14 protein-coding genes are annotated in these 12473 nt (G+C 72.0%); 8 read left to right on the forward strand and 6 right to left on the reverse strand.

All coding sequences use genetic code 11. The annotated features are described in order from the left end of the window. The first annotated feature begins 190 nt into the window (after positions 1-190). Positions 191-784: a peptidase inhibitor family I36 protein gene (locus ACGFMM_RS08260; RefSeq protein ID WP_393644321.1), complete on the forward strand. Its 594-nt coding sequence runs from the start codon at positions 191-193 to the stop codon at positions 782-784. A 92-nt stretch (positions 785-876) separates the two neighbouring features. Here the strand turns inward: ACGFMM_RS08260 and ACGFMM_RS08265 are convergent, their stop codons facing one another. Next, positions 877-1701, reverse strand: a complete 825-nt coding sequence (locus tag ACGFMM_RS08265) for an ABC transporter permease (RefSeq protein WP_393644323.1) — start codon at positions 1699-1701, stop codon at positions 877-879. Continuing rightward, complete coding sequence (locus ACGFMM_RS08270) at positions 1698-2672, reverse strand: ATP-binding cassette domain-containing protein (RefSeq protein WP_393644325.1); 975 nt, start codon at positions 2670-2672, stop codon at positions 1698-1700. The genes ACGFMM_RS08265 and ACGFMM_RS08270 overlap by 4 nt, the downstream gene beginning before the upstream one ends. A 77-nt stretch (positions 2673-2749) precedes the next feature. Here ACGFMM_RS08270 and ACGFMM_RS08275 point away from each other — a divergent pair, with 77 nt between their 5' ends. Then, positions 2750-3517 (forward strand): TetR/AcrR family transcriptional regulator, encoded by a 768-nt coding sequence (locus tag ACGFMM_RS08275; protein WP_393644327.1) that lies wholly within the window; start codon positions 2750-2752, stop codon positions 3515-3517. A gap of 15 nt (positions 3518-3532) precedes the next feature. Here the strand turns inward: ACGFMM_RS08275 and ACGFMM_RS08280 are convergent, their stop codons facing one another. Beyond that, complete coding sequence (locus tag ACGFMM_RS08280) at positions 3533-4525, reverse strand: WD40 repeat domain-containing protein (protein ID WP_393644329.1); 993 nt, start codon at positions 4523-4525, stop codon at positions 3533-3535. An 80-nt stretch (positions 4526-4605) separates the two neighbouring features. Here ACGFMM_RS08280 and ACGFMM_RS08285 point away from each other — a divergent pair, with 80 nt between their 5' ends. After that, the gene (locus ACGFMM_RS08285) at positions 4606-5292 is read left to right on the forward strand and encodes a GDSL-type esterase/lipase family protein (RefSeq protein ID WP_393644331.1); all 687 of its coding nucleotides are present in this window, start codon (positions 4606-4608) and stop codon (positions 5290-5292) included. A gap of 22 nt (positions 5293-5314) precedes the next feature. On the opposite strand, the gene ACGFMM_RS08290 is transcribed toward ACGFMM_RS08285, so the two are convergent. Then, positions 5315-5680 (reverse strand): carboxymuconolactone decarboxylase family protein, encoded by a 366-nt coding sequence (locus tag ACGFMM_RS08290; RefSeq protein WP_393644717.1) that lies wholly within the window; start codon positions 5678-5680, stop codon positions 5315-5317. An 89-nt stretch (positions 5681-5769) separates the two neighbouring features. On the opposite strand from ACGFMM_RS08290, the gene ACGFMM_RS08295 reads away from it, so the two are divergent. Next, positions 5770-6309 carry a MarR family winged helix-turn-helix transcriptional regulator gene (locus tag ACGFMM_RS08295; protein WP_393644333.1) on the forward strand — a complete coding sequence of 180 codons (540 nt, stop codon included), beginning with the start codon at positions 5770-5772 and terminating at the stop codon, positions 6307-6309. A gap of 105 nt (positions 6310-6414) precedes the next feature. Then, complete coding sequence (locus ACGFMM_RS08300; RefSeq protein ID WP_393644335.1) at positions 6415-7005, forward strand: Uma2 family endonuclease; 591 nt, start codon at positions 6415-6417, stop codon at positions 7003-7005. A 7-nt stretch (positions 7006-7012) separates the two neighbouring features. Here the strand turns inward: ACGFMM_RS08300 and ACGFMM_RS08305 are convergent, their stop codons facing one another. Then, a complete protein-coding gene (locus tag ACGFMM_RS08305; RefSeq protein ID WP_393644336.1) occupies positions 7013-8026 on the reverse strand; it encodes an SGNH/GDSL hydrolase family protein in 1014 nt (337 codons plus the stop codon). Between the two features lie 266 nt (positions 8027-8292). Here ACGFMM_RS08305 and ACGFMM_RS08310 point away from each other — a divergent pair, with 266 nt between their 5' ends. Beyond that, the gene (locus ACGFMM_RS08310) at positions 8293-10119 is read left to right on the forward strand and encodes a S8 family serine peptidase (RefSeq protein WP_393644337.1); all 1827 of its coding nucleotides are present in this window, start codon (positions 8293-8295) and stop codon (positions 10117-10119) included. A gap of 93 nt (positions 10120-10212) precedes the next feature. After that, positions 10213-11202 (forward strand): aldo/keto reductase, encoded by a 990-nt coding sequence (locus ACGFMM_RS08315; protein WP_393644339.1) that lies wholly within the window; start codon positions 10213-10215, stop codon positions 11200-11202. A gap of 124 nt (positions 11203-11326) precedes the next feature. On the opposite strand, the gene thpR is transcribed toward ACGFMM_RS08315, so the two are convergent. After that, positions 11327-11923: an RNA 2',3'-cyclic phosphodiesterase gene (thpR, locus tag ACGFMM_RS08320; protein WP_393644341.1), complete on the reverse strand. Its 597-nt coding sequence runs from the start codon at positions 11921-11923 to the stop codon at positions 11327-11329. Positions 11924-11955: 32 nt separating this feature from the next. Here thpR and ACGFMM_RS08325 point away from each other — a divergent pair, with 32 nt between their 5' ends. Continuing rightward, complete coding sequence (locus ACGFMM_RS08325) at positions 11956-12462, forward strand: GNAT family N-acetyltransferase (RefSeq protein WP_393644343.1); 507 nt, start codon at positions 11956-11958, stop codon at positions 12460-12462. The last annotated feature ends 11 nt before the right edge of the window (positions 12463-12473 follow it).

Raw genomic sequence — 12473 nt, forward strand, 5'->3', positions numbered from 1 at the left:
AGGCCGATGGAACAGCGGGATGCCGGTCAACTCGCCACGGGCCACGGCAGGGTGGCCGCGCCCGGCTGCGCTCATTGCGCAACACGTCGGCACACGATGCCAACGACGCACGTGGGCGGCGCCGCGCACAGTGGTGGCCGGCACCGTGCCGACGCGTCCGGCAGGAACGCGTGAGACAGAGGGGGACACAGTGACGGAGCAGAGAACCTTACGGTCCGGGGGGCTGGCGAAGACCGTCGCCGCCCTGGTGATGGCGCTCCTCGCGCTCATCGCCGCGCCCGGCGCGGCCGGCGCCGCGGACGGCGCACGCGCGGACTTCTCCGCGCAGGCCAGAAAGGCCGGACTGAGCAGTACGCAGGCCGGGAACCTGCAGGCCCGGGTCGACGGATACCTGGCGAAGACGCGCGGGACCCAGCTCGGCGCGAACAAGATCGCCCTGCCGAAGGGTGGCGGCGTCCTGCTGCTCGCGCTGCCGGGGGAACAGCGGGCCCGCGACCTCGACGCCACGAACACGGGCCTCGGTGCGGCGGCCGGCTGCCCGTACACCTACGTGTGCGCGTACAGCGGCGAGAACTTCACGGGCGACGAGCTGCGCCTGTACACCTGCAACTACCCGGTCCGCATCTACTGGAGCGGCACCGGGTCGTGGATCAACAACCAGCGCTCGACCCTGTACGCCAAGTTCTACGACTACTACGGCAACCTCGGCTGGACCTCACCCGGCGGATACAGCGAGGACCGTCACGCCCCCTGGGGCTGGGTGTACTGGCTGAGCCCCTGCTGACCGTCGCGCTCATCACGGCGCAGGAGCTCTGAACTTCACGCGCACGTGGGGCCCGCACCGGACACGTCCGTCCGGTGCGGGCCCTCGGCGTGTCAGCGGCTCAGGCGCTGGAACCTCCGGACCGCCAGCGGCAGGAACACGGCCGTGATCGCCAGCGGCCACAGCACCGCCATCAGGACGGCGTGCTGCTCGACCCACGTGGCGCCGCCCGCGCCCGGGTTGCCGAACAGTTCGCGGGTGGCGGCGACGGTCGACGAGATCGGGTTCCAGGCGGCGACGGGGGCCAGCCAGCCCGGCATCAGCGAGGGCGCCACGAACACGCTGGAGATCATCGTGATGGGGAAGATCACCGCGTAGAGCGCGCCGGCCGCCTCCGTGTTCGGCACGATCAGCCCGGCCCACACGCCCACCCAGATCAGGCTGAAGCGCAGCAGGAGCAGCAGTCCGAAGGCGAACAGCGTGCCGCCGAGTCCGCCGTCGGAGGTCCAGCCGATCGCCAGGGCGGTGGCGGCCAGGATGGCGAGCTCGGCGGAGGCGACGAGCAGGTCGGACAGGCCGCGGCCGGTGACGACGGCGGAGGGCGCCATCGGCATGGACCGGAAGCGGTCCATGACGCCCCGGCCCGCGTCGGAGACGACGGCGGTGGCGGTGTTCATCAGCCCGAAGGTCATCGTCATGGTGAACATGCCGGGCATGAGGAAGTCCTTGTAGTCCCCGCCGCCGGGCACCCGCATGGCGCTGCCGAACACGAAGCCGTAGAGCAGCACGGAGACGATCGGGAAGCCGAGCTGCCAGACGATGAGGACGGGCTGCCGACGGTAGTTGAGCAGGGTGCGGCGGACGAGCGTCAGCCCGTCGGCCACGGCCCAGTACGCGCGGCCGCGCGAGGAGACGGGCGTGAGGTCGACGGCGGTCATGCGGCGTTCGCTCCTTCGTCGCTGTGGTGGCCGGTCAGGCTGAGGAACACGTCGTCCAGGCTGGGGCGGCGCAGGCCGATGTCCTCGACGGGGATCCGCTCGTCCTGGAGGGCGCGGGCGACCTCCGTCAGCGCGGCGACGCGGTCGGCGACGGGCGCGTGGACGCGGCGCTCGGCCTCGTCCACGCCGGGCTCCTCCTCGGCGACCCGGGCGACGACCTTGCGGGCCGCGGGCAGGTCGGCGGGCTCGGTGACGACGACTTCGACGCGGTCGCCGCCGATCCGGCTCTTCAACCCCTCGGGGCTGTCGTCGGCGATGGCCCGGCCGCGTTCCATGACGGTGATGCGGGAGGCGAGCCGGTCGGCCTCCTCCAGGTACTGGGTGGTGAGCAGCACGGTCGTGCCGCCGGCGACGAGGGAGCGGACGCTGTCCCAGACCTCGCCGCGGCTGCGCGGGTCGAGTCCGGTGGTCGGCTCGTCGAGGAAGAGCACCTCGGGCGCGAGGATCATCGAGGCGGCGAGGTCGAGCCGGCGGCGCATGCCGCCGCTGTAGTCGCCGGCGCCCTTGTCGGCGGCGTCGGAGAGGGCGAACCGGTCGAGGAGTTCGGCGGCGCGGGCGCGGGCGCGCCGGGCGTCGAGATGGAAGAGCCGGCCGAAGAGTTCGAGGTTCTGGCGGCCGGTGAGGCCCTCGTCGACGGCGGCGTACTGGCCGGCGAGGCCGATCCGGGCGCGTACGGCGCGGGGGTCGCGGGCCACGTCGAGCCCGGCGACGCGGGCGTGGCCGCCGTCGGCCTTGAGGAGCGTGGCCAGGATCCGTACGGCGGTGGTCTTGCCGGCCCCGTTGGGGCCGAGGAGTCCGTGGACGGTGCCGGCGCGGACGGCGAGGTCGAAGCCGTCGAGTGCGTACGCGGCATCGCCCCTGCCGCCGTAGCGCTTGCGCAAACCCTCTGCCAGGACGGCGTGTTCATGCATGGGAGCCTCCACTCAGCGAAACTGAGTACACCGTACCCCATTAAGAGTACGGTGTACTCAGTTTTAAGGTGAGGACCATGAAGGAGACGATCACCAGCAGCCTCGACCTCCTGTGGGGCACGGGCGAGCGCCCCAGCCGGGGCCCCAAGCCCGGGCTCACCCTCGACCGGATCGTCGGGACGGCGGTGGCGCTCGCGGACGCGGAGGGGCTGGACGCCGTGTCCATGCGACGCGTCTCGGCGGAGCTGGGCGTCGGGACGATGTCGCTGTACCGGTACGTCCCCGGCAAGACCGAGCTGCTCGACCTGATGCTCGACCGGGTGCAGGGCGAGTCACTGGCCGCGGAGTCCGGGACGGACGGGCCCGGTGCGCCGCCGGCGGACTGGCGGACGACGGTCGAGGGCCTGGCCCGCGGCCACCTCGCCCTCTACCGGGCGCACCCCTGGCTGCTGAAGGTCAACGAGGCCCGGTCGCTGCTCGGCCCCAACACCCTGCGCGGCTTCGAACTGTGCATGGCCGGGCTGACCGGACCGCACGGCATGGGCCTGAGCGACCGGCAGACCGTCTCCGTCATCGTCACCGTGCAGAGCTTCGTGGCCGGCATCGCGCGGATGGAACTGCAGGCCGTCGAGGCGGCGAAGGAGACCGGCGTCAGCGACGAGGACTTCTGGGCGGCGCAGGCGCCGTTCCTGGAACGCGCCATGACCTCGGGCGAGTTCCCGACCGTGGCGGGCCTGGCCGAGGACACCTTCTCGCGCGAGACCGACCAGTTCGCCTTCGGACTGGCATGCGTCATGGACGGCTTCGAGGCGCTGGTCGCCCGCGCCGCAGCGGCGGGCGACTGACGCCCGCGAGGCGGGTCAGCGGCGGCGCAGCAGGCGCTTGAAGCCGACGACCGCGGCCGTGGCGACGGCGAGGACGACGATGCCGAGGCCGAAGCCGCCCCCGTCCTTCTCGCCGCCCCGGCCGCCGGCGTCCGCGTCCGTGCCGCCGCTGCCGGCGGGCGGGGAGCCGGACGGGCCGCCGCCGGAGTCGCCGTCCAGTTCCACCCGGAGCACCCGGCTGCCCGTGCCCTCCGAGCCGAACATCGCCGCCGACCCGTCGAGGGTGTACGACACCGACTCCGCCTGCCCCTGGAACGGCGCGCCGACGGACCGGTCCGCGCCGAGACGGCCGCCGTTCCACGCGTACACGCGGGCCATGAGGTAGCCGCGGAGCAGGAGGTGCCCGCCGTCCGGCGAGAACGCGCCGTCGGTCACCCAGGGCACCTCGGCGACCCGCCGGAAGGTGTTGGTCCCCTTGGCGGTGAGCTTCGCCGGACCCTCGTACAGGCCGCCGCCGTCCTCGTGCTTGCTGGCGATGTAGACCCGGCCGGTCTTCGGATGGACCATCAGGGCCTCGGCGTCGCGCGGCCCGTCGGCGTACTTCACGTCGTACTGCGTCGCCCGGACCGTCTGGTCCTTCAGGGTCTTCGGCTCGGGGAAGCGGTAGACCCAGACGTGGTCCCAGGAGCCGCCGAGGTTGTCGCCGATGTCGCCGACGTAGACGTGCCCGTCGGGGCCGACGGAGATCGCCTCCATGTCGCGGGGCGTGCCGACGCCGCTGAGGGTGACCGTGGCGACGGTCCTGCCGGTGCGGGAGTCGACGGCGAAGACGCGCGGCTGGTCCTGGTCGTTGTGCGTCCAGTACACGCCGGGGTGGGCGCGGCTGGCGGCCAGCCCGCTGGACTCGGTGATGCGGGTGTCCTCGATCGTGAAGTCCTGGTCGGGGCCCGGCTCCGCGGCGGCGGCCGGGGCCGCGGCCGAGCACAGGAGCAGGGCCACGGCGCCGGTGACGAGGAAAGACGATCGCATGCCCTCCAGCCTGCCACGGGCCCGGCCTGGTGTTGGGGATCACGTCGCAGCCCGGCCACGCGGTCCGGGATGATGACCTGATGCGTTTCATGTTCGTCGGCGACAGCTGCACCATCGGACGCGCCGGCGACTACACGTGGCGCTACCGCATGTGGCAGCACTTCGGCCGCTGCCCGGAGGGTCCGTACGAGATCGTGGGCCCGCGCACGGCGCTGTACGAGGCCGGGGCCGACGCGGCGGTATCGGACGCGTACGCCGACCCTGAATTCCCCGCCGCGGCCCGCCGCCATCTGTCGGGCTGGGGCGAGGGCTGGCTGCACATGGCCCCGCTGATCGGCGGGGCGGTCGAGGAGACCGGGGCGGACGTGCTGCTGGTCTCGCTCGGCCTGATCGACCTGGGCTTCTACACGAACAGCGAGCAGACCGCCGACAACGTCCGCGCGTTCGTCGCGGCGGCCCGCGCGGCGAACCCGCGGGTGCGGGCGGTGCTGCTGCCGGTGATCCCGAACGTCCGGGCCGAGGTGGACGCGCCGTTCGCGGCGGAGTGCGAGCGCTTCAACGAGCTCCTGGCCAAGTCGGTCGCCGACCTCGACACGGCCGCGTCGCCGCTGCTGCTGGCCTCGCCCCCGACGGCGTACGACCTGCGCACGGACACCTACGACGGCACGCACCCGGGCCCCACGGGCGAGCACAAGCTGGCCGCGGCCTTCGCGGACGCGCTGTACCAGGCGTGGGGCGTGGGAGCGCCGTACGCGGCGGCCTGCTGAGAGCGGCCGCCGCAGGGGGACGTCAGCAGCGGTTCAGGCGGTTGGCGAAGGTCGAGACGGTGTACGCGCCGATGCCGAGGACGACCTCCAGGGCGTTCTGGCGGGTGTAGCCGTGGGCGAAGAAGGCCTCGAGCTCGGCGTCGCTGACCGCACCGGTGGCGGCGAGGACCTGGAGGGTGAACTCCTTCACGGCGGCGAGGCGTTCGGGGTCCGGGACCGGGCCGAGCGCGGCGAACTTAGCCTCGTGCATCGCCACGCACAGATGGCACTGGTTGCGCGCGGCGACGGTCAGGACGACGGTCTCGCGGGAGTGCGCGTCGAGGGTGGTGGACTCGAAGATCTCGGCGAGCTTGAGGAAGCCGTCGAGGGTGTGCGGGGAGTCCTTCATGAGCGCGACGGCGCGGGCGGTGCGGGTGGACAGGTCGGACGGCGTGGAAGACAAGGCGTAGACCCCCGGAAGAGATTAGAATCGACAACATGGTTGACCAGTTCGACGCGAGAAACGTAAACCAGGTTGTCGATGCGGGCAAGGGATTTGAGGAGGACGGCCGCGGATACGAACTACCGCTGCTCCTCTTCGCCGGCTTCCGCACCCTCATCGACCGCCTGCACGCCCGCCTCGCCCAGGAGGGCCACCCCGGCCTGCGCCCCGCGTACGGCTTCGCCCTCCAGGCCGTCGTCGCCGGCGGCCCGGCCGGGGCGACGGCGAGCGAGGTCGGCCGCAGGCTCGGCGTGTCCAAGCAGGCGGCCGGCAAGACCGTCGACCGCCTCCTCGCCCTCGGCTACGTCGAGCGCACCGACGACCCCGCCGACGCCCGCCGCAAACTCGTCCGCCTCACCCCGTCGGGCCGGGACGCCCTGACCCGCTCGGCCGCGATCTTCGACGAACTCCGAGCCGAGTGGGCGTCCACCCTGGGCACGGAACGCGTACGGGACCTGGAGACCGCCCTGCGCACCGTCGTCCCTCCGGAGACCGCATACCGGCTCGACGCGACGAGCTGGCTCGGGGGCGCGTGACGCGACCAACTGGCGAGTTCTCGCCACCGGCGTGCGCCCTGGCGGTGCGTATCGTTGAAGGGCGCGGCTGCATGTATCGATCGGCAGCCGGGGAGGAGCGCCACGATGACTGCCGTAGACGACAGGATCGAGATGGCCCAGAGCAGCGACGACGAGCCCACGCTGGACATGTTGTTCGAGTGGCTCGAGAGGATGCCTGTCCCCGAGGGATACAAGACCGAGATCGTCGGGGGTCACATCTTCATGTCGCCACAGCGAGACACGCACTGGGAGATCATCGCGGACATCTATGACCAGTTGCGGACCGCGTATCCCCGGCAGCGGTTGAAGTCGGACGTCCGCATCGACTACCCCGGCCACCTCAACGGCTTCGCCACCGACCTGACACTTCTCTCAGCGGACGCGAAGAAGAACGGCAAGGGCCGTTGGCTGGCCCAGGACGTCGAGCTCGCAGCGGAAGTGATCTCCCGAGCCACTGCGATGAACGACTACGGGCCGAAGAAGGACGCGTATGCCGTGGCCGAGGTGCCCGCGTACCTGATCGTCGACCCGTACACCCGCAAGTGCATCCTGTACACGCTTCCCGTGGACGGGGAGTACACCCACGAACACCGTTCCGTCTTCGGTGACCCCATCGACCTCACCAAGACTCCCCTGGGCCTCACCCTCGCCACCGACGAGTTCCCCACCGACTGACCCGCCGTCACGCCGGCCCCCGCCCGAACACCCCCGTCGCGATCGCCTGGGCCGTCGTGTCGCCGTTCGTGTCGCGCCCCGTCTCGTTCGGGTGGAGGAACCACGGGTGGCGCTGGTGGAGGAGGGTGACCGCGGAGGGTTCCAGGAGGCCTCCCGTCGTGCGGGCGTCGCCGTCGCAGGCGGTGGCCGCGCCCGTCGCCGCGTACAGGTCGACGAACACCGCGCCCGCCGTCTTCGCCCGCTTCGCCATCAGGGAGTTGAGCCGGGCCTGCACCTTCTGGTCCAGGAACGGCCAGGCCGACTCCGGGACGTCCGCGAGCGGCCGCCCCGCGCCGCCGGGCAGGACCGTCCGGCAGCGCTTCACGTCCTTCGGGACCAGCCTCGGGTAGCCGACCAGCACCGCCTTCGCCGACGGAGACTCGCTGCCGATCTCCGAGAACAGCTTCTCCAGGTCCTTGTCCACCTGCTCGAACCGCTTCGTCAGCCAGTCCGCGCCCGCGCCCTTCGCGAAGTACGCGGCACAGTCCGCCGGCTTCGACGCCGTGTCCACCGGCCCGTCCGGCAACAGCGAGCCCTCCGTACCGCGCAGCTTCGCCGAGCACTGCTTCAGGATCCGGCCGAGGCCCAGCGTGTGCGCCCCGAGCCCCGCCACCACCAACTGCGTCTGCTTCGTCAGCACCCGCTTCTGCGGCGGCGCGGGCGCCACGTCGCCGCCCAGCTCCTGCTGCTCCCACACGTGCCGCAACTCCGCGCCCGCGCAGGAGACGTCGGCCGTGATGTCCAGCAGGATCGACTGGTCGGCGAGCTGGTCCTCGATCACGTCCGGCAGGTTCTCCTGCGCCCGGACGCACGACAGCCGGCTCTCGTCGACGGGAGCGATGCCGTAGCCGCCGACCGTCCCGTCGCCGAGGAACACGGTCGGGACGCGTTCCGTGGGTGCGGACGAGGCCGCGGACGAGGCCGCGGGGGCGGTGCCGAGGACGACGACGAGCGCCACGGCGAGGGCGTGGGTAGAGGTCACCTCTCGCATTGAAACGGAGGCGCGGGCCGGCGGATACGACGCCGAGCCCAGCTCACCCGCAGGGACTACGCATATGTCCACCTCACGCCAACGACCCCCCGAAGTACGCCGACCCGACTCCCCGTCAGATCAACTCTCTGTAACATCACCAGACTTGTCGGACAGAACCCTTCCTTCCGCAGGGTCCCGTCTGGGATCTTGCGTCCTCCCCACACCACACACGGTCCGGCCGGCGCCACCAGCGCCCCGGGCCATCGGAGGACGCATTGTTTTCCCACATATCCCGTCGGCTGAGACTCTCGGCCGTGACGGCCGTCGCGCTCGGCGCGACCATGGCGCTCGCCGGACCCGTCGGACTCGCCCACGCAGCGCCCGACGACACCCCCGAGCCCTCCTCCGTCTCCACGCGCACGACCGACTCGTCGGCTGCCGCGAAGGCGAAGGCGGCCGCGACGGCCTGGGCCGCGGGCACCCGCGCCTACCTGGTGATCACCGCTCCCGGTGACACCACCGCCGTACGCACCGCGATCGCGAACAACGGCGGTTCCGTCTTCGCGGCCTACGACGCCATCGGCGTGATCGTGGCCCACTCGACGTCGGCCGGCTTCGCCTCGACGATGCGTACCGTGAGCGGCGTCCAGCAGGTCGGCGCGACGCGCACCTCCGACGTCCCGGCCGACGCGTACAACCCGGCGCTGCCCGCCAACCCGACGCAGACGCCGACGACTCTGACCGAGTCCAACCGCTGGGACATGACCCAGATCAAGGCCGACCAGGCCTGGGCCGTCACCACCGGCTCCGCCTCCGTCAAGGTCGGCGTCCTCGACACCGGCGTCGACGACCAGCACCAGGACATCTCGCCCAACTTCAACGCCGCCGACTCCGTCTCCTGCGCCTACGGCAAGGCGGACACCCGTCCGGGCGCGTGGCGGGACATCGACACCCACGGCACGCATGTCGCCGGCACCATCGCGGCGGCCAAGAACGGCAAGGGCGTCATCGGCGTCGCGCCGGGCGTGAAGCTCTCCTCGGTCCGCATCGCGGAGCAGCCGAGCGGCCTGTTCTTCGCCGAGAACACGATCTGCGGCTTCGTCTGGGCCGGCGACCACGGCTTCAAGGTCACCAACAACAGCTTCTACACCGACCCGTGGGCGTTCAACTGCCCGGACAACGTCGACCAGGCCGCCATCATCGAGGGCGTGCGGCGCGCGCAGGCGTACGCCGAGGGCAAGGGCTCGCTCCAGGTCGCCGCCGCCGGCAACTCGAACTACGACCTGGCGAACAAGACGACCGACACCGAGAGCCCCAACGACTCGACGCCGGTCACCCGCACGATCACCAACGCCTGCATCGACATCCCGACCGAGCTGCCGGGCGTGGTCACCGTCGCGGCCATGGGCAAGGGCAACGTCAAGGCCTCGTACTCCAACTTCGGCAACGGCGTCATCGACGTCGCGGCCCCCGGCGGCGACGGCGCCTCCGGCGTCTACTCGACGCTGCCGGGCGGCAAGTACGGCAACAAGAACGGCACGTCGATGGCCTCGCCGCACGTGGCGGGCGTCGCGGCGCTCCTCGCGAGCGCCAACCCGACCTTCACCCCGGCCGACCTGCGCGACCGGCTGAACTCGCAGGCCGGCGACACCGCCTGCCCCGCCGACAGCCGCTGCACGGGCACCACGGCCAAGAACGGCTTCTTCGGCGACGGCCAGGTCGACGCCCTCAAGGCCGTCTCCGGCAGCACCCCGCCGCCCGGCGCGTACTTCGAGAACCTCGCCGACGTCGCCGTGGCCGACAACGCCACGGTCGAGAGCCCGATCACCGTCAGCGGGGTGACCGGCAACGCGCCGGCCGCCCTGAAGGTGGGCGTCGACATCAAGCACACCTACATCGGCGACCTGAAGGTCGACCTGGTGGCCCCGGACGGCACGGTCTACACCCTGCACAACCGGGCCGGCGGCGGCACGGACAACCTCGTCCAGACGTACACGGTCAACGCCTCCGCGGAGGTCGCCAACGGCGTCTGGAAGCTGCGCGTGAACGACAACGCCGCACAGGACGTCGGCAGGATCGACGCCTGGAACCTGACCTTCTAGGCAGGCGGAGTTCCACGATCCGGTCCGGCGCTCACCGCGAGCGCCGGACCGGGTCTTGCCTGGAGCGGACTCGAAGCAGTTGGCTTGCTCCCCATGAAGTACACGCAGCTCGGACGCACCGGACTCAAGGTCAGCCGACTGGTCCTCGGCACGATGAACTTCGGTCCGCAGACAGACGAACCGACCAGCCACGCGATCATGGACGCCGCCCTGGACGCGGGCGTCAACTTCATCGACACGGCAAACGTGTATGGCTGGGGCGAGAACAAGGGCCGCACCGAGGAGATCATCGGCTCCTGGTTCGCCCAGGGCGGCGGCCGCCGCGACAAGACCGTCCTCGCCACCAAGGTGTACGGGAGCATGGAGCGGGAGGCCGACCGCTGGCCGAACCACGACCGGCTCTCGGCGCTGAACATCCGCCGCGCCGTCGACGCCAGCCTGAAGCGCCTGCAGACCGATTACATCGACGTCTACCAGTTCCACCACATCGACCGCCGGACCCCCTTCGACGAGATCTGGCAGGCGATCGACGTCCTGATCCAGCAGGGCAAGATCCTCTACGCGGGCTCGTCCAACTTCCCCGGCTACAAGATCGCCCAGGCCAACGAGGCCGCCGCCCGGCGCGGCATGGTCGGCCTGGTCAGCGAGCAGTGCCTGTACAACCTCGCCGAGCGGCGCGCGGAGATGGAGGTCGTCCCGGCGGCCCAGGAGTACGGGCTCGGCGTCATCGCCTGGTCCCCGCTGCACGGCGGTCTCCTCGGCGGCGTCCTGAAGAAGGAGGCCGAGGGGCGGCGGCGTACGGAGGGCCGGTCGGCGGACGCGCTGGCGGTCACGTCCGTGCGGGCGCAGGTCCAGGCGTACGAGGACCTGCTCGACAAGCACGGTCTGGAGCCGGGCGAGACGGCGCTGGCGTGGCTGCTCACGCGGCCCGGTGTCACGGGCCCGATCGTCGGCCCGCGGACCGCCGAGCAGCTGGACGGCGCGCTGCGTGCGGTGGAGCTGGAGCTCTCGGACGAGGTCCTGGCGGCCCTGGACGAGATCTTCCCGGGGCCGGGGCCGTCCCCGGAGGCCTTCGCCTGGTGAGGGGGGCCGGGCCGGTGCCGCGCTGCTACCGGCCCGTCACCGACGCCACCGCGATGATCGCGAACAGGAGTACCAGCACGCCGGCCATGATCTGGTTTCGGGTCTTCGGATCCACGCATCGAGGTTAACTCGGGCGGTCTCCGGCGACGGGACCGCCCCCGAGGGGCCAGGCGTCGAGCGTCTCGTAGCGGGGCCCCTCGCCGGGGACGCCGCCGGCGGGGAGGTTCGAGCGGACGAGGACGAGCTCGGGGACCTCCCAGCGGCCGCCCTCGAAGTGCCCGAGCGCCTCGGCGAAGGGCCGCAGGTCGGCGCGGACGCCGGTGCGGGCGCGGGCGAGCGTGAGGTGGGCGTGGTAGGCCCGGTGCTCGTCCATGGGGACACCGGCCCGGCGGGCGGCGGCGTCCGAGCGCTCGGCGAGCAGCCGCAGCTCGTCGAGCGCGCCGGCCGCACCGGTCCACAGGGTGCGCTGCCCGAAGTGGCCGCCGCCGTGAAGGCGGAGCGGGAAGGGCGCGGTGCGGTGCGCGGCGCGGGCGAGGCGGGCGCGGAGGTCCGGGAGCTGAGCCTCGTCGACCTCGCCCATGAAGGCGAGCGTGAAGTGCCAGCCGGGGCGGCCGGTCCAGCGCAGGGCGTCGGAGCCGGGGAGGCCGAGCAGCACGTCGACCTCGGCGGCGAGCTCGGCGAGCTGGTCGGGCGGCGGCAGGACGGCGGTGAAAAGCCTCATGGCGCGAGTCTGACACCCCCTAGCCTCGGGGCATGGCGATGACGATCAGGAAGGGCGGGGCGGACGACGTCCCCGCGATACTGGCGATGCTCGACAGCGCGGTGGTGTGGCTGAACGCGCGCGGGATCACGGAGCAGTGGGGGACGGAGCCGTGGTCGGCGCGGCAGACGTCCGTGGAGAAGGTGGCGGAGATCGTGGCGTCGGGGACGCCGTGGATCGCGGAGCTGGACGGCCGGCCGGCGGGCACGGTGACGCTGACGCCGCACCCCACCTCGTACGTGGACCCGGCGGACGAGCCGGAGGTGTACGTACACCTCCTGGTGACCGACGGCCGATTCCACGGCCGTGGCGTGGGCGCGGCCCTTCTGGCGCACGCGGTGGAGGAGACCCGCCGCCGGGGCGTCTCGCTGCTCCGCGTCGACTGCTACGCGGGCGGGGAGGGCCGCCTGGTCGAGTTCTACGAGGCCCAGGGCTTCCGCCGCACCCAGGAGTTCACCGTCGGCGCCTGGCCGGGCCAGGTCCTGGAGCAGCGCGTCTGACCGGCCCCCGC

Source organism: Streptomyces sp. NPDC048604 (assembly GCF_043199435.1).
Taxonomy (GTDB): Bacteria; Actinomycetota; Actinomycetes; order Streptomycetales; family Streptomycetaceae; genus Streptomyces.

Excerpts from the sequence above, each read along its gene's own strand:
- ACGFMM_RS08265 (WP_393644323.1), bottom strand. The coding sequence starts at position 1,701 with ATGACCGCCGTCGACCTCACGCCCGTCTCCTCGCGCGGCCGCGCGTAC.
- ACGFMM_RS08290 (WP_393644717.1), bottom strand. The coding sequence starts at position 5,680 with ATGAAGGACTCCCCGCACACCCTCGACGGCTTCCTCAAGCTCGCCGAG.
- ACGFMM_RS08325 (WP_393644343.1), top strand. The coding sequence starts at position 11,956 with ATGGCGATGACGATCAGGAAGGGCGGGGCGGACGACGTCCCCGCGATA.
- thpR (WP_393644341.1), bottom strand. The coding sequence starts at position 11,923 with ATGAGGCTTTTCACCGCCGTCCTGCCGCCGCCCGACCAGCTCGCCGAG.
- ACGFMM_RS08295 (WP_393644333.1), top strand. The coding sequence starts at position 5,770 with ATGGTTGACCAGTTCGACGCGAGAAACGTAAACCAGGTTGTCGATGCG.
- ACGFMM_RS08275 (WP_393644327.1), top strand. The coding sequence starts at position 2,750 with ATGAAGGAGACGATCACCAGCAGCCTCGACCTCCTGTGGGGCACGGGC.
- ACGFMM_RS08280 (WP_393644329.1), bottom strand. The coding sequence starts at position 4,525 with ATGCGATCGTCTTTCCTCGTCACCGGCGCCGTGGCCCTGCTCCTGTGC.
- ACGFMM_RS08285 (WP_393644331.1), top strand. The coding sequence starts at position 4,606 with ATGCGTTTCATGTTCGTCGGCGACAGCTGCACCATCGGACGCGCCGGC.
- ACGFMM_RS08315 (WP_393644339.1), top strand. The coding sequence starts at position 10,213 with ATGAAGTACACGCAGCTCGGACGCACCGGACTCAAGGTCAGCCGACTG.
- ACGFMM_RS08300 (WP_393644335.1), top strand. The coding sequence starts at position 6,415 with ATGACTGCCGTAGACGACAGGATCGAGATGGCCCAGAGCAGCGACGAC.
- ACGFMM_RS08270 (WP_393644325.1), bottom strand. The coding sequence starts at position 2,672 with ATGCATGAACACGCCGTCCTGGCAGAGGGTTTGCGCAAGCGCTACGGC.